This is a genomic window from Streptomyces silvisoli, assembly GCF_029269905.1.
Taxonomy (GTDB): Bacteria; Actinomycetota; Actinomycetes; order Streptomycetales; family Streptomycetaceae; genus Streptantibioticus_A; species Streptantibioticus_A silvisoli_A.
Genome location: NZ_JARJBC010000009.1, coordinates 256,726 through 272,877 on the forward strand (window position 1 = coordinate 256,726; position 16,152 = coordinate 272,877).

The window sequence follows — 16,152 nt, forward strand, 5'->3', positions numbered from 1 at the left end:
CACGGTGACGGTTCACACGCTGAAGGCGCGCGGGACGCTTCCGGCGGCTCAGCGGTTGTACGTCTGCTGAGTCAGGACGTGGCCCGGCGTGGCGGAACCCGTGCTGTCACACGACGCGTCGACGACAAAGGCGTCTACCCGGGCGGGGTCGGCCGGATGCGGCAGCACGATCAGATACGCGGCGTGTCCGTCATACGTCCCACGGGAGAGGGCCAGCGGTGTCCCGGCCCGGCCGGTGCCCCTCAGCACGCAGGACGGTGCGGGCGCGGCCTGGGTGGCGAACGGCGTCTCCTCCGCATGACCGCCGGACTTCGGCGAGGCGGCACCGGCGTGGTTGAGCAGCTCATGGACCTTCGTGGGCAGCGCCGCGCCGGAGAACATGCCCGGCTGCTGGGCGCCGGTGGTGGCCGGTCCCGTGGATTGGCCGCTGTGGGACGACCCGAGTGAGCTTACGAGGAGCCCACCGAGGGCGAGTACAGCGGCAGCGCTCGCGGCGGCCAGCAGCGTGCGGCCCCGGCGCCGGCGCGGCCGGGCCCGGCCCGGTCCGGTGGCAGCGTGCGCATGCGCAGCGGGGCGTTGGATCGAGGGCGCTGTTTCACGTGAAACACGGGTCGAATTCGCAGCCGAGGCCGCCCGTGCCGGCTTGGACACGTCGGTGGACGTCGAATCGGGCGCGGTTGCGTTGATCAGCGCCTCAGCGGCGAGTGCGGCGTCGATGCGCTCCGCGACATCGGCCGGCATTCGGGACGGCCCGGGAAGGCTGCCGAGCAGGTTGCGGATCTCGTCCAGGGAGTCCCGTACATCGGTGCAGACGACGCAGTCCGCGAGGTGGCCGCGGAGGGCGGCCGTGCGCTCGGGCGGAAGGATGCCCTCGGCGAATGCGGAGATCTCGGAGACCTCGGGATGTTCGTCCGTGCTGGCCGTGGATGTCACTGCTGACCACCTCCGCCCTTCACGGCGTCCTTCGGATCTTTCACTGACGTCTCTGGGACGGATGTCGCCTCCGTCCGGTTCCTTCCCCTGCCGGAACTCGCGCTACTCCCGTGCGTCGTACGCAGGTGGGTGAGCAGTGGAAGCAGGCGGGCACGGCCCCGGGCACATCTGCTTTTGACCGTGCCGGGCGGTACGTCGAGAACCTTCGCCGCCTCGGCGACCGGATAACCCTGCATGTCCACCAGGACCAGGGCGGCGCGCTGGTCCGGCGGGAGTGTGGCGAGGGCATGGATCAGTTCGCGATGGAGTTCCCCGCGCTCGGCCGGAACCTCGGCGGACTCGTGGGGCTCGACCAGTGTCTCCAACTGCTCGGTGTCAGCGAGCGGCGCGGTGCGCCGGGAGGCGGCCTTGCGGGCCCGGTCGAGGCAGGCGTTCACGGTGATGCGGTGCAGCCAGGTGGTGACGGCCGACTGCCCGCGGAACGTGTGCGCCGAACGGAAGGCCGACACCAGGGCGTCCTGCACCGCGTCCGCGGCCTCCTCGGGGTCGCCCAGGGTACGCACCGCGACCGCCCACAGACGGTCGCGGTGGCGCCGCACCAACTCGGCGAAGGCGTCGGGATCGCCCGCGACATGGCGGGAGAGGAGATCCAGGTCAGTGGCCTCTCCCTGCGATCCCTGGCCCAACGCCATGCCTCCTCCTACGACGACAAGCCGGTGAACGACACGTTCGTTATGGCCTGCTTGTAGCCCGCTTGACTGTAAGTGGCAGGGTCCTCAGGGGATTTCGGCACCGCGGTGATCCAGACGAGGACATACCGTGTCGACGCTGGGTTCTTGACGGAGAGTTGGGCCGTGCTGCTGTCGGTCTGCGTCGAGGCGAGCTGGTGCATGCCCGAGGGCTGCGTCGACGGCGAGAGCGAGTCCGCCGCGTACAGCGAGACCGCCGTGTAAGAACCGCTGTAGCGGAACGTGATGGTGCCGCCGCTGACCTTCTGCGCCGAACCGAGGTCGTAGACGATTCCGACGCCCTGCTTGTAGGGGGCCAGCACGGGGCCCTCGTCGAAGGTTTTGGTGATCCAGTACTTTGACCCGCCCTTGCCGTAGGTGTCGTTGACCTGATCAGGGTGCTGCGGGCTCCCGTCCGGCGCGTACTCCTTGGCGTTCTGGATGGCCAGCGGCTTGGGCGTGCCGTGTTGCGTGCCGGTGCTCGTGCTCCCCTTCTGCTGTTGTTGCTGCTGCTGGGTGGACCCCGACTGACCGCCCTGGTTCATCAAGGTGTCCGCCACCTGCCAACTGCCAAGGCCCAGCGCGGCGATGAGCAGTGCGGCGACGCTCCACTTGAACGCCTTGCCCGCACGGCCGGACAGCGCCGGAGGCGGCGGGGGCACCGGGACCTGACGAGTGGGGCCCGGCTGGCCGGGACGCGCCGGGGGCTGACGGTAGGCGGTCTGCGGGAACGTTGGTGCCTGCGGCTCCGGCGGCCGGATCCTGGGCAGCGCGGCGACGGCCTTGGCGAGCTCCTCCGGGGTGGTGAGCGGCTGCTCGTGGCGTGACGGATGGGCACCGTCGTTGATCAGGGCGCGCATGGCCAGCCCGGACAGACCGCGGTGCACACCCGCCCGTACCTGGTCGGGGGAGGCCAGGCCGAGGTCCTTGGGCAGGCCCTTGAGCCCGTGGGCGTCCTCCGGGTACGGCCAGCGGCCGGTCAGCGCCGAGTACAGCAGGGCGCCGATCGCCTCGGTGTCGGTGCGCTTGGGGCGCTCCGACTCGATTCCGCGCAGCGCCGCGTCAACCGCCAGTCCCCGGATGCGGTACTGCCCGGACTCGGAGCGCAGCACTGAGCCGGGGTTGAGGCGAAGATGGGAAAGGCCTTCGCGGTGGGCCGCCGCCATGGCCTGGGAGACCTGGCTGACGAGTTGGTACGCCTCGTACGGCTCCAGCGGACCGGAGGCGAGGAGCGGGCCCAACTCCGTTGCGTCAGGCAGCCATTCGTGGACGACGTAGACGAGTTCGTTCTCCTCGACGGCGTCAAGGACCTGAACGAAGCGCGGGTCCCCCAGTAGCGCGGCGGAGCGGGCGGCTGACAGCACGGTACGGGCACGGGGGTGATCGGCGGGCAGCAGGTGGACGCCCACCGCGCGGCGGAGCTTCTCGTCGACGGCACGCCAACTGCTGAAGCCGTCAACGCGGGTGACGCACTCTTCCAGGCGGTAGCGCCGGGCGAGTCTGTGACCGCTGTGCAACTCCGGTGGTTCGGGGTGCGGTGGGGTCGGCGCGGTCTCCTCCGAAGTCTTCCGCTCAGCGTCCTGCGTTTCGCTCTGGGCCGTCGCCCCGTCGCCCGTGACCCCGCCCGCGCCGGCGGCGAGCGGCGCTTGGCCGCTCTCGTTGGCCACGTCGACGGCAGCCGTGCTCCGCTCCGCCACCGTCGTTCCTGCCTCCCCATCCGTTGGACGCGTCGTGCACAGCGTCTATACCGAAGCCGTCCGTATCAAAGCCAAGGACAATTGTGCCCGCAGTCCGCCGCTATGCACGACACACGGTGGCGGGCGATGGTTGCCCGCTGGCGTCACGTCAACGACCCAGACGACCGCGCACCATACCCACCATCGCTGTCAATTCCTCGATGCGCATCCGGCGTGCTGCTCCATAGAAGACCCCTAGCAGAATGATGCCGCCGCCCACCAGTGCGGCGAGCGAACCGAGGAAACCGCTGCCGAGCAACTTGCTGATCCAGTAGGCCGCGGCCCCACCGAGCAGCGCCGCCGGCAGGCTGGCGCCGATCAGCCGGGCGTAGGTACGGACGACGTGCGCTCCGTCCAGGTCACCGCCAAGACGCTTGCCCAGCCGCTTCACGGCGACACCCACGCCGACCACGTAGGCGAGGCCGTAGGAGGCGGCCATGCCGACGACGGCCCAGCGGGCGGGCAGCGTGAGGAAGCAGAGCCCGGAGGCCGCCGCGTTGACCGTCGCGACGATCACCGTGTTGTAGAAGGGGGTTCGGGTGTCCTCGTAGGCGTAGAAGCCGCGCAGCACGACGTACTGCACCGAGTACGGGATCAGTCCGAGGCCGAACGCCATCAGGACGTAGCCGATGTTGCGGGCGCCGGCCTCGCCGGAGCTGGAGTACATCATGGTGGCCATCGGAACGCCGAGCGCCAGGAAGGCGAAGGCGCACGGGACGATCGCGACGGCCGAGGTCCGCAGTCCGTACGACAGGTCGTCGCGCACCGCGGAAGCGTCACCGTCGGCCGCGGCGCGGGAGATGCGCGGCAGCACCGCGGTCATCACCGAGACCGTGATGATCGCCTGCGGCATCTGCCACAGCAGCAGCGCGTAGTTGTAGGCCGTGATACCGGTACCGGGGTGTCCCTGCTTGTCGGCGACCGCGCCCGCCCAGGTGGCGAGCTGGGTGACGACCACCATGCCCGCCTGGTTGGCCAGCACGAACAGGAAGGTCCACTTGGCGAGCTTGGCGGCGTGGCCCAGGCCGTGCCCACGCCAGTCGAAGCGCGGCCGGATGCGCAGGCCGGACTCGCGCAGGTACGGGATCATGGCCAGTGCCTGGACCATGAGACCCAGCAGGGTGCCGATGCCCAGCAACCGCACGCCCTCGGGGGAGATCGAGGCGGCATCCACGCCGGAGGTGCGGGCGGTGCCGTAGACCCAGATGAAGGCGCCGAAGGTGGCGATGACGACGATGTTGTTCAGGACGGGGGTCCACATCATCGCGCCGAAACGGCCGCGGGCGTTGAGGATCTGTCCGAGGACGACGTGCACGCCCATGAAGAACATGGTCGGCAGGCAGTAGCGGGTGAAGGACACGGCGACGCTCATCGTCACCGGGTCGGAAGCGATCTTGTCCGACATCAGCCGCACCAGCACGGGCGCGCCGAGCACCATGACCGTGGTGACGGCCGCCAGGCCCACCACTACGAGGGTCAGCAGCCGGTTGGCGTAGGCCTCGCCACCGTCCTCGTCGTTCTTCATCGCCCGCACCAACTGCGGAATGAACACCGCGTTGAGTGCGCCGCCGCCGACCAGGATGTAGATCATCGTCGGCAGGGTGTTGGCGACCTGGTAGCTGTCGTTCAGCGTCGATACGCCGATGGCGCCACCGATGACCAGGGTGCGCAGGAAGCCCGTGACCCGGGAGACCAGCGTTCCCGCGGCCATCACCGCGCTGGACTTGAGCAGGCTGCTCGCCCGGCCCCCGGAGCGGGCGGCCTCGGCGGGCTCCGCGGTGGCCTCGGGCTGCGGATCCGTGGCCACGGCGGCTTCCGGCGCCGGTTCGGCGGGGACGCCGGTGAACACCGGCTGCTGTTGGGTGGCGGCGGGCTGCTGGTCACGGAAGAAGTGCGCGTACGGGTCCTGGTCCGGCTGCTGCTGCACCGCGCCACTGGGGGCGGCGTACGGGTTCGCGCCCGCGTACGGGTTCGGCTGGCCGTCGCCGTACGGCGCGGGGGCCTCCGGCTGGCGGGGAGGCTGCGGCGCCCACTGCCGGGGGTCGGCGGCGGGCTGCTGGTAGCCCTGCGGCGGGTACGGCTGTGCAACGGACGGCGCCGGGGGCGGCGCGGGCCGGTCGTAGCGGGCCTCGGGTGCCGGTGCCTGCTGGGCGTACGGGTTGTGGGCGTACGACTCCGGTGGGTAAGGGCTGGAACCGGAGCGGTGCTCGGGCGGAGGCGGCGGGCTCGCGGCCGTCGCGTCGTCGTACGACGACGCCCGGTCACGCTCCTCGTCGTACGGCGCGTTCATCACTGCCCCACCTTAAGGTTTGCGGCCCAGGCCCTGCCCCTGGCTATCGGTCCACCTTCTCACCCGCTGCCCGGTCCCCCGGGCTTTCCGCCGCGGTGTCAGCGGCCGGGTCACCCGGCTGCTCAGGGACCCTGTCGCCGCCTTCGGCGGCCTGCCCGTGGCCCTCATCCGGTTCCTGCGGCTCGTCGGCCGTGTTGTCGGCCGCCAGCAGTGCCCGGCGCTTGCGCTGCCGGTACATGCGGATTCCGGCCAGGACGAGCAGCAGCAGTCCACCGGCGATCACCAGCATCACGGTGTCGGTGATGGAGGTGACGTTCACCTGGAAGACCATGGGCTGGCCATAGGGCGTGCCGTCCGCGGTGAACAACTGGGCGGCCACCCAGGTCTTGCCGTTGGCGCTGGCGGTGGTCCGGAACTTCAGCGAGCGGTTGTGACCCCCGTCGACGGTCACGGCCTGCGGTTGGCCCACGTCGAGGCGGTTGTTCTGGCTGGAGGTCAGCCGCAGCTGCAACCCGGTGATCTGCTGGGCGAGGCTGTTCTGCACGGTCACCGGGATCGTCGCGCTGCGCCCGGAAAGAGTGATCGACTTCTTGTCGATGATGTGTACGTCCTGGGTGAGGCCGCTCAGATACGCGGCGACGTCGCCCCGGAAGTGCGCCGCGTTGTCCGTGTCACCGCGCCACTGGGTGGACATCGAGCGCAGGACGGCGGTTCCGAACGGGGTGGTGACACGGTCCTTGCGGGAGAGGATCACCAGGAAGCTGTCGAGCGAGTCCTGGACGGACTGGATCTCCTGGAAGGCGTCGGTGGTCAGCTCCTGCCGCCGCAGCGAGGCCGGATAGGCGTCGGCGCTGGGCACCGACTCGTTGGCTCCCGGGTCGGGGGTGGCCTTGGCGGCGGCACTGAGGGTGGCCGGATCGGTCCAGCCGCCTGAGCGGGCGGCGGCGATCGCGGCGGCCATGGCCTGCGCCTGGCTGGTGGTGGGCATCCGCTGCGGCGCGACCACGATGTTCCGTTGCTGTCCCGGCGCCTGCTCGTTGATCATCAGGGACTGGGCCAGGAATTTCTGTACGGCCAGTGTCTCGGCGTCGGCCCGTGTCAGATCGCCCATGAACGCCTTGGACAGCGAGCTGTCCGCGACGACCGCCGTGGTGCCGCCGCCGATGGGCCGGGCGGCGGACGGGGTGTAGCTCAGCGCTCCGGTCTCCCGCAGGCTGTCGCTGCGGGCGATGATCTTGTCGGCGCCGCCCGCCGTGGCCACGCCGACGATGGACGGGTCGATGGCGCCGTCCGCGGGCCAGGCGAAGTCGGTGCGCGGAGTGACTCCGAGGACCGTCTGCACGGTCACGGCGGCCAGGTCGGTGGCGTCCTTCAGATGGCCGAGGGTCCCGGACACGTCCTTGCCGTGGTGGGCGATGGAGGCGATGTCCGGGTCGCCGAACGGCAGGGCGACCACCTCGTCGCCCTGGATCGCCTGCTGGAGCTCGTTGAGCCACTGCTTGGCGTACTCGGTGCCGGCGCCCGGCGTGGCCTGCTTTGGGTCTCCGTCCGGGCCGAGGACCTTGTACGGCTTGGTCATGGCGTCCACGGTGGCCAGCAGGTCCGGATCGATCACCCAGGTCACCGGCAGGCCCTTGGCGAGCGACACCATCTGTTCGAGTCGGCCGCCCGGGGCGAGCTCCGCTGTGAGGTCGTCGTCGCGGAACAGCGGCGACTGCTGGTCGTCGCCCGAGGTTCGGATGTCCATGTGCGGGCGGTCGATCAGCGGCCACAGGAAGGTGGTCCTGGTCTTCTCCCCGCCGCTTTGGGAGTACCAGGGCAGGAACGTCCGCTTGATCCCGAGGACATGCTGGTAAGCGGCGTCCTTGGTGGTGCCGGACGCGGTCACCCCGAGTTGGTAGACCCCGTCGTTGCCCAGACCCAGCGCGCTGACCGGTACATCGAGGGTGAAGGGGAGGCTGATATGCGGCGGGATGTCCGGCAGGTTGGCGGTATGGCCGGGGATCTCGTTGCCGTCCACGGTGGAGAAGCCGCCGTTGGCCGCGGTGTTGCTTATGGCGCTGCGGCTGGTCAGCGGGCCGCCACCGGCGAGGCGTAGGCCGACGTGGGCGTTGGAGATGGTGTCGTCGCCGTCGTTGGTGACCGTGCCGCTGATGGTGAGCGTGTCGTTCTTGGCCGGCGCGGTGGGGGTGAGCGAGTCCACGTCCACTTCCGCGGTGCTGGAGCCGCTGCCCGTGTCGGCGTGCGCGCTGGTCGCGGTGGGGACCTGGACGAGCCCGGTCAGCAGGGCGACACCGACGAGCGTCGCGGCGCGTCGCAGCCAGGAACGAGCAGGGGTGGTTCCGGGGTGCCGTGCCGCCTCGCCCACGCGGTCGTCCGTCCGTCTCTCGTCGCCATCGGATTGCGTCCTGGCATGGTAACGATGGCCGCTGAGGGTAAGTGCCGTGGAGTGCTCTCCAAGATCACCGGGAGGGCCGATAATCCTGGAGACCGCGCCCTCCGCGGCCACGTATTCTGTTCTGTTGTGCCGAACGCCAACAATGTCTCTCAATCCCCGACGTCCGCGGAAGCCAGTGCGCTGAGTCAGGCGCAACGTCGCGCCGTGGCTGAACTGCTGCGGGTATCGCCGGTCGCCGACGACCTCGGGCGGCGTTTCCAGGAGGCGGGGTTCAAGCTCGCCCTGGTCGGCGGTTCGGTCCGGGACGCTCTGCTGGGTCGGCTCGGCAACGACCTGGACTTCACCACCGACGCTCGGCCCGAGCAGGTGCTGAAGATCGTGCGCGGCTGGGCGGACGCGGTTTGGGAGGTCGGCATCGCCTTCGGCACCGTGGGGTGCCGCAAGACGGACGCCGAAGGCAATGTCTTCCAGATCGAGGTGACGACGTACCGGTCCGAGGCCTACGACCGGGACTCGCGCAAGCCCGAGGTCTCGTACGGCCACACCATCGAGCAGGACCTGGTGCGACGGGACTTCACGGTGAACGCGATGGCGGTCGCGCTGCCGGGCATCGAGTTCGTCGACCCGTACAACGGTCTTGAGGACCTGGCCCAGCGGGTCCTGCGGACGCCGGGCACTCCGGAGGAGTCCTTCTCGGACGATCCGCTGCGGATGATGCGCGCCGCGCGCTTTGCCGCGCAGCTGGACTTCACCGTGGCGCCAGAGGTGGTCACCGCGATGAAGGAGATGGCCGACCGCATCGAGATCGTGTCGGCGGAGCGGGTACGTGACGAGCTGAACAAGCTCATCCTCAGTGATCACCCCCGCGAGGGCCTTCGGCTGTTGGTGGAGACCGGTCTGGCACAGCGGGTGATTCCCGAGCTGCCCGCGCTGCGGCTGGAGCGCGACGAGCACTTCCGGCACAAGGACGTCTACGAGCACAGCCTGACGGTGCTGGAGCAGGCGATGGCCCTGGAGACGGACGGCCCCGACCTCGTGCTGCGGCTTGCGGCGCTGCTGCACGACATCGGCAAGCCCAAGACGCGGCGGTTCGAGCCGGACGGTCGGGTCTCCTTCCACCACCACGAGGTGGTGGGGGCGAAGATGGTCAAATCCCGGCTGACCAAGCTGAAATACCCGAATGACGTCGTCAAGGACATCGCGAGGCTGGTCGAGCTGCACCTGCGGTTCCACGGCTACGGCAGTGGCGAGTGGACTGACTCGGCGGTGCGGCGGTACGTCCGGGACGGCGGGCCGCTGCTGGACCGGCTGCACAAGCTGACTCGTTCGGACTGCACGACCCGAAACAAGAAGAAGGCCGCGGCGCTGGCGCGGACGTACGACTCCCTGGAGGAGCGCATCGCCCAGCTGAAGGAGCAGGAGGAGCTCGACTCCATCCGGCCGGACCTCAACGGCAACCAGATCATGGAGATCCTGGGGGTTCCGGCGGGCCCGGTGGTCGGCAAGGCGTACAAGCACCTGCTCGAACTGCGGTTGGAGAACGGGCCGATGGCCTATGACGACGCGGTGGCGGCACTCAAGGAGTGGTGGGCCGGGCAGCAGTAGCCACGACACGGGCCCTCGGCGGTCCGGTGCGATGTTTCACGTGAAACGCGGTGTCCCGCGACGCCATGTTTCACGTGAAACGCCGCGCCGGACCGCCGTCGTGTTTCACGTGAAACATCGCCGAACGCCTCACCGGTGGCGTAGCAGGGCTGTTCCGGCGGCGGTGGCGCCGTAGAGCATGGCGATCAGGATCAGCAGCAGTGGTGAGCGGCCATCAGGCGGGAGCATCAGCGCGGCGATCGCGGCCGAGCCGACGAAGGCGACGTTGAAGAAGACGTCGTAGAGCGAGAAGACACGGCCGCGGTAGGCGTCATCCACGGAGGACTGCACGACGGTGTCGGTGGCGATCTTCGCGCCCTGCGTGGTGATCCCCAACAGGAACGCCGCGACCAGCATCGGCGCCGGGCTGAACGGCAGACCGAGCGCGGGCTCCAACACCGTGGCGGCAGCGGCGCAGACCGTGATCCAGCCGGCGAGGCCGAACCGCCCGGTGCCCCAGGGCGTGACGACCGCCGCCACGAAGAAGCCGGCACCGGAGACTCCGACCGCGAGCCCGAGCAGCGCCAGTCCCCCGGAAGTGTCCGAGGGGGCCGTCCAGGAGTACCGGCAGAGCATCAGCAGGGTCACGGTCAGCGCCCCGTAGCAGAAGCGCAGCACAGCCATGGCCCCCATCGCGTAGGCCGCCTGGCGGCGCTTCGCCAGGTGCCGTAGCCCCTCGATCAGGCCGCGCACCGTGCTGGTCACGGCGGCGGCTATCCGTGGCTGGAGCAGATGAGGGTCGGGCCCGAGTCGGTCGGCGCCCATCGTGCGGGCGGACAGCCCGGCGCACAAGTAGAGCAGCGCCGCCAGAACCACGACCACGGCATCAGCCCCGATGCCCGCCGCCATCCACAGGTGCACGACGAAGGCGGCCCCGCCGCCCGCGGTGGCGGCGATCGTTCCCGCCGTAGGGGAGACCGAGTTGGCCACTACCAGCCGTTCGTGGTCCACCACCCGTGGCAGGGCCGCCGACAGCCCAGCCAGGACGAAGCGGTTGACGGCGGTGACGGACAGCGCGGAAAGGTAGAAGACCCAGTCCGGCACATGGGTGACGATCAGCGCCGCCGTGCCCGCCGCGAGCACGGCGCGCAGCAGGTTGCCGTAGAGCAGTACCTGCCGCCTGCGCCAGCGGTCGAGCAGGACGCCGGTGAACGGCCCGAGCAGGGAGTACGGCAGCAGCAGCACCGCCATCGCCGCGGCGATGGCCGCGGGCGACGCCTGCCTTTCCGGGGTGAACACCACGTAGGCGGCGAGCGCGACCTGGTACACGCCGTCGGACAGCTGCGAGAGCAGCCGTACCACCAGCAGCCGCCGGAAATCGAGAAACCGCAGCAGCACGCGAAGATCCCGTACGACGGCCATGCCGACAGCCTCACACAAGCGCGAGGCCCCCGGACGGATTCTCCGGGGGCCCGCGATCAAGACGTTGCCGATGCGTTGCCGGCGCTTTAGCACACGGCGCCACATCCGCAGCGCGCGGCGCTGTTCTCGCTAGCGCGCGGCGCTGTTCTCGCTAGCGCACGGCGCTGTGTCTCGCTAGCGCTCGACCTCGCCCTTGATGAACTTCTCGACGTTGTTGCGGGCCTCGTCGTCGAAGTACTGAACCGGCGGGGACTTCATGAAGTACGAGGACGCGGAGAGGATGGGGCCGCCGATGCCGCGGTCCTTGGCGATCTTCGCGGCGCGCAGCGCGTCGATGATGACACCCGCGGAGTTCGGGGAGTCCCAGACCTCCAGCTTGTACTCCAGGTTCAGCGGGACGTCGCCGAAGGCACGGCCTTCGAGACGGACGTACGCCCACTTGCGGTCATCCAGCCAGGCCACGTAGTCGGACGGGCCGATGTGGACGTTCTTCTCGCCCAGGTCGCGATCCGGGATCTGGGAGGTGACGGCCTGGGTCTTGGAGATCTTCTTGGACTCCAGGCGCTCACGCTCGAGCATGTTCTTGAAGTCCATGTTGCCGCCGACGTTGAGCTGCATCGTGCGGTCCAGGATGACGCCGCGGTCCTCGAACAGCTTCGCCATCACGCGGTGCGTGATGGTGGCGCCCACCTGCGACTTGATGTCGTCGCCGACGATCGGCACACCCGCCTCGGTGAACTTGTCCGCCCACTCCTTCGTACCGGCGATGAAGACCGGCAGCGCGTTGACGAACGCGACCTTGGCGTCGATGGCGCACTGGGCGTAGAACTTGGCGGCGTCCTCGGAGCCGACCGGCAGGTAGCAGACCAGAACGTCGACCTGCTTGTCCTTGAGGACCTGCACCACGTCGACCGGGGCCTCCGGCGACTCCTCGATGGTCTGCCGGTAGTACTTGCCGAGACCGTCGAGGGTGTGGCCGCGCTGGACCGTGACACCGGTCTGCGGGACGTCGCAGATCTTGATGGTGTTGTTCTCGCTGGCGCCGATGGCGTCCGCGAGGTCGAGACCGACCTTCTTGGCGTCGACGTCGAAGGCGGCCACGAACTCCACGTCACGGACGTGGTAGTCACCGAACTGCACGTGCATAAGGCCGGGCACGCGGCTGTCCGGGTCGGCGTCCTTGTAGTACTCGACGCCCTGCACCAGCGACGCGGCGCAGTTGCCCACGCCGACAATGGCTACGCGAACCGAACCCATTCCGGTTGCTCCCTGTGTACTCGATTACTCGGCCCTACGTGTGCGGGGCCTCATTTGGTGTTGTCGGTCGGATTCGTATCGTCGCGACCTTGGTCGGCGGGGCGGCCCTTGGCGCGGCCTCGGCCCGCCCGCTCTGTCTCGATCAGCTCGTTGAGCCAGCGGACCTCGCGCTCCACCGACTCCATGCCGTGCCGTTGCAGCTCAAGGGTGTAGTCGTCGAGCCGCTCACGTGTGCGGGCCAGTGAGGCTCGCATCTTCTCCAGCCGCTCCTCCAGGCGGCTGCGGCGCCCTTCGAGGACCCGCATCCGTACGTCCCGTTCGGTGTGGCCGAAGAAGGCGAAGCGCACACCGAACTGCTCGTCCTCCCAGGCGTCCGGCCCGCTCTGGGCCAGCAGATCCTCGAAGTGCTCCTTCCCAGCGGAGGTCAGCCGATAGACAATCTTCGCCCGTCGCCCCGCAAGTGGCGCGGCGAGCGGGTCATCAGAGGTCGTCTCCTCGGCCAGCCATCCCTGAGCGACCAGTGTCTTCAGGCACGGGTAGAGGGTGCCGTAGCTGAAGGCACGGAAGACTCCAAGCGAGGTGTTGAGCCGCTTGCGCAGCTCGTAACCGTGCATCGGCGACTCCCGGAGCAGGCCCAGGACCGCGAATTCGAGGACGCCGGAACGCCTGCTCATCTTCGCCTCCCTGGCTCATGGATAGCCGTGGTAGTCCTGTCCCTACCTGTCGCCCGTGCTGTCGGGATCTTCTTTATCTCGTTTTGATGTATCGAGTCGATACATCGCGACGATAGAACGGCCCTGTGGATCTCGCAAGACATGGCATGGTGAGCGGCATCACATCTGGTGCTCGTAAGAAGGTTCGCGGGCTGTCAACTGTCCGTTATGTGGCGAACGTTGGGGTAGTTCGCCCTTTGACGGTGCGTACTCTGTTCGCCATGCAAACCAACGGGAACCTTGTGGCGCCGGGAGGCGTCATGGTCCTGGGTGCCGTGTGGCCCGGCGGGGCCGCGATCCGGGGGGACCGGAAGTCAACTGCGACCTTCAGGCGACACCGCCTGGCCGAGGAGTAGCTGGAACCATGAGCGAGCACCGCCGAAAGCCGCCGCAGCCGAACGGTGGCGGGCGATCCACGCCCCGGCGCGGGGCCCAGCCGCCCCCGCCCGCCTCCCCAGGACGGCGGGCCACGCCACCACGCGACGCCTCGGGCGCGAGAGGACCCGCCGCCGGACGCCGCCCCGACGACCCCGCGGGGCAGCCTTACGCCAGCCGTGCGGAGGCCCGGCGGGCGGCGCAGAGCGGTGGCCGCCGCCGGGCCGCAGGGGCGGGCGGCGGCACAGGAGGACCCGGCGGCGGGCGCCGGGGCACCGGGGGCCCCGGAGGCGAACGGCCGAAGCGCTTCATCGACTACCCGCGCTGGGGCAAGAGCGGCTGGCGCCGCTGGATGCCGTCCTTCAAACAGATCACGGCGATCAGCTTCGTCTTCCTCGGCACGCTGGTCGGCCTCATCGGAGTCGCCTACGCGATGGTCGGCGTGCCGGACCCGAGTGCCGCCTCCAAGACGCAGAAGAACGTCTACTACTGGTCCGACGGCTCACGCATGGTGGTCTCCGGCGGAGGTGACCTCAACCGGCAGATCGTCCCGCTGGACCAGATCTCCAAGTCGATGCAGAACGCCGTGATCTCGATGGAGAACGCCTCGTTCTACACCGACCACGGTGTGGACCCCCAGGGCATCCTGCGCGCGATGCTGAACATGGCCAGGGGCGGCGAGACCCAGAGTGGCTCGACCATCACCCAGCAGTACGTGAAGAACACCTACCTGGACCAGTCGCAGACCGTCACCCGCAAGCTCAAGGAGCTGATGATCTCGATCAAGGTGGGCATCAAGGTGAAGAAGCCGGACATCCTCGCCGGCTACCTCAACACCGCCTACTACGGTCGCGGCGCCTACGGCATCCAGGCCGCCTCACAGGCGTACTACGGCGTCAACGCCAGCGCGCTCAAGCCGGACCAGGCCGCCTTCCTGGCCGCCGTGCTCAACGGCCCGAACCTGTACGACCCGGCGGGCGGCGTCGGCGATCTCGCCTCTCCGCAGCAGAACACCGCACGCGCCAAGCAGCGTTGGGGCGAGGTGCTCGACCGCGAGGTCAAGACCGGCGACATGTCCCAGCAGGAGCGCCAGCAGTACCAGAACTTCCCGATGCCGCAGCAGCCCAAGCGGTCCACCGACAAGGCGGGCCAGATCGGCTATCTGACGGACCTCGCGGACAAGTACATCTTCAACAACACCAGCATCACCCAGGACAAGCTGGCCAAGGGCGGCTACCAGATCTACACGACCTTCGACAAGAAGTACATGACGGCGCTGCAGCGCGCCGTCGCTGACGTCCGCGACAAGAACATCCGGCCGGACCTGCGTCCGGACACCGACAAGTACGTCCAGTTCGGCGGTGCTTCCGTGGTGCCGGGCGACGGCGCCATCAAGGCGATCTACGGCGGTGAGGACTACCTCAAGCACTTCACCGACAACGCCGACTACACCGGTGCCCAGGTCGGTTCGACCTTCAAGCCGTTCGTGCTGGCGGCGGCGATGCGGGACGGCGTGCGCAAGCCCAGCGGCCCCCCGGACCAGCCGGACTCCATGCGCACCCCGGTGTCGCCGAAGAGCATGTACACCGGCGTCAACAAGTGGAAGGTGCTCAACTACGACGGTTCCGTCTGGCAGGACAAGGACGGCAACGAGTGGCTGCAGCAGAACGACGACAACGAGTCGTTCAAGTCCATCGACCTCAAGAGCGCGATGGAGCAGTCGGTCAACTCCACCTACGTCCAGCTCGGCATGGACGTGGGCCTGGACAAGGTCAAGCAGGCGGCCCTGGACGCGGGTGTGACCTCGGACAGCCTGGCCAGCACCAACGGCCCGTCGTTCTCCATCGGTACCTCCTCGCCCAGCGCGATCCGGATGGCGGACGCGTACGCGACCTTCGCCAAGAGCGGTCTGCAGGCCGAGCCCTACTCGGTGACCAAGGTGCTGGACTCCAAGGGCGTTCAGTTCCAGCACGAGGTCAAGACCAAGAAGGCCTTCGACCCGGCGGTCGCCGACAACGTCACCGACGTGCTCCAGGGCGTCGTCCAGGAGGGCACCGGTACCGCCGCCAAGGCGCTCGGCCGGTACGCCGCCGGTAAGACCGGTACCACCGACGACAACAAGTCCGCGTGGTTCACCGGCTACACCCCGCAGCTGTCGACCTCGATCGGCATGTACCGGATGGACGACCAGTCCAAGAACCCCACGTTCCTGAAGATGTACGGCGTGGGCGGTCTGCAGAAGATCTACGGTGCGTCCTTCCCCACCGAGATCTGGACCGAGTACATGAAGGCGGCGCTCGCCGGGCTGCCGAACGAGAACTTCGAGACCCCGCAGCCCATCGGCTCGGTGGTCTACGGTGACGGCGCGAGCCCGTCCCCGAGCGCGACGCCGTCGACGTCGCCGTCCAGCTCGCCGAGCACCAAGCCGTCCGCACCGCCCTCGCACTCCCCCTCGCCGTCGATCAGTCCGTCGCCGTCCCAGAGCTGTGCCGATCTGCTGAACTGCCAGCCGGGCGGTACGACGTCCGGTGGCGGTCCCGGTGGCGGCCCTGGAGGCGGTCCCGGTGGCGGCCCCGGCGGTGGTCCAGGAGGTGGTCCCGGCGGTACCGGAGGCCCCGGTACGGGGGGCACCAGCAAGGGCACCAGCAACGGTGCTCTGTTCGGCGGGCCCAACGGCTAGCCACCACTAACCGGCGTACGCCGACAACACGGCCGT

10 protein-coding genes are annotated in these 16,152 nt (G+C 69.1%); 2 read left to right on the forward strand and 8 right to left on the reverse strand.

Translation table 11 applies throughout. The annotated features are described in order from the left end of the window. Window positions 1-48 precede the first annotated feature (48 nt). The 5 genes from P3G67_RS17310 to P3G67_RS17330 all read right to left on the reverse strand — a co-directional run bounded on the left by P3G67_RS17310 (window position 49) and on the right by P3G67_RS17330 (window position 8,055). Window positions 49-933, reverse strand: a complete 885-nt coding sequence (locus tag P3G67_RS17310) for an anti-sigma factor family protein (RefSeq protein ID WP_276094269.1) — start codon at window positions 931-933, stop codon at window positions 49-51. Further along, window positions 930-1,625: an RNA polymerase sigma factor SigM gene (gene sigM / locus P3G67_RS17315; RefSeq protein WP_276094270.1), complete on the reverse strand. Its 696-nt coding sequence runs from the start codon at window positions 1,623-1,625 to the stop codon at window positions 930-932. Before sigM ends, P3G67_RS17310 begins: the two co-directional genes overlap by 4 nt. An 8-nt stretch (window positions 1,626-1,633) precedes the next feature. Beyond that, window positions 1,634-3,358 carry a protein kinase family protein gene (locus P3G67_RS17320; protein ID WP_276094271.1) on the reverse strand — a complete coding sequence of 575 codons (1,725 nt, stop codon included), beginning with the start codon at window positions 3,356-3,358 and terminating at the stop codon, window positions 1,634-1,636. Between the two features lie 148 nt (window positions 3,359-3,506). Continuing rightward, window positions 3,507-5,687 carry a murein biosynthesis integral membrane protein MurJ gene (murJ, locus tag P3G67_RS17325; RefSeq protein WP_276094272.1) on the reverse strand — a complete coding sequence of 727 codons (2,181 nt, stop codon included), beginning with the start codon at window positions 5,685-5,687 and terminating at the stop codon, window positions 3,507-3,509. 43 nt (window positions 5,688-5,730) lie between these two features. Further along, a complete protein-coding gene (locus P3G67_RS17330; RefSeq protein WP_276094273.1) occupies window positions 5,731-8,055 on the reverse strand; it encodes a DUF6049 family protein in 2,325 nt (774 codons plus the stop codon). Between the two features lie 156 nt (window positions 8,056-8,211). Between P3G67_RS17330 and P3G67_RS17335 the strand changes: the two genes are divergently transcribed. Then, window positions 8,212-9,690, forward strand: coding sequence for a CCA tRNA nucleotidyltransferase (locus P3G67_RS17335; RefSeq protein ID WP_276094274.1), 1,479 nt, complete (start codon window positions 8,212-8,214; stop codon window positions 9,688-9,690). 129 nt (window positions 9,691-9,819) lie between these two features. Here P3G67_RS17335 and P3G67_RS17340 read toward each other — a convergent pair whose 3' ends face one another. The 3 genes from P3G67_RS17340 to P3G67_RS17350 form a co-directional block, all read right to left on the reverse strand. Beyond that, on the reverse strand, window positions 9,820-11,091 hold the full coding sequence (locus tag P3G67_RS17340) for an MFS transporter (protein WP_276094275.1): 1,272 nt from the start codon (window positions 11,089-11,091) through the stop codon (window positions 9,820-9,822). Window positions 11,092-11,265: 174 nt separating this feature from the next. Further along, window positions 11,266-12,348 carry an inositol-3-phosphate synthase gene (locus tag P3G67_RS17345; RefSeq protein ID WP_269855411.1) on the reverse strand — a complete coding sequence of 361 codons (1,083 nt, stop codon included), beginning with the start codon at window positions 12,346-12,348 and terminating at the stop codon, window positions 11,266-11,268. 50 nt (window positions 12,349-12,398) lie between these two features. After that, window positions 12,399-13,022 (reverse strand): PadR family transcriptional regulator, encoded by a 624-nt coding sequence (locus P3G67_RS17350; RefSeq protein ID WP_276094276.1) that lies wholly within the window; start codon window positions 13,020-13,022, stop codon window positions 12,399-12,401. 403 nt (window positions 13,023-13,425) lie between these two features. Between P3G67_RS17350 and P3G67_RS17355 the strand changes: the two genes are divergently transcribed. Next, window positions 13,426-16,116, forward strand: a complete 2,691-nt coding sequence (locus P3G67_RS17355) for a transglycosylase domain-containing protein (RefSeq protein ID WP_276094277.1) — start codon at window positions 13,426-13,428, stop codon at window positions 16,114-16,116. Window positions 16,117-16,152 lie beyond the last annotated feature (36 nt).

Coding starts and splice junctions, on each gene's coding strand:
- sigM (WP_276094270.1), bottom strand. CDS start 1,625: ATGGCGTTGGGCCAGGGATCGCAGGGAGAGGCCACTGACCTGGATCTC.
- murJ (WP_276094272.1), bottom strand. CDS start 5,687: ATGAACGCGCCGTACGACGAGGAGCGTGACCGGGCGTCGTCGTACGAC.
- P3G67_RS17340 (WP_276094275.1), bottom strand. CDS start 11,091: ATGGCCGTCGTACGGGATCTTCGCGTGCTGCTGCGGTTTCTCGATTTC.
- P3G67_RS17345 (WP_269855411.1), bottom strand. CDS start 12,348: ATGGGTTCGGTTCGCGTAGCCATTGTCGGCGTGGGCAACTGCGCCGCG.
- P3G67_RS17350 (WP_276094276.1), bottom strand. CDS start 13,022: ATGAGCAGGCGTTCCGGCGTCCTCGAATTCGCGGTCCTGGGCCTGCTC.
- P3G67_RS17355 (WP_276094277.1), top strand. CDS start 13,426: ATGAGCGAGCACCGCCGAAAGCCGCCGCAGCCGAACGGTGGCGGGCGA.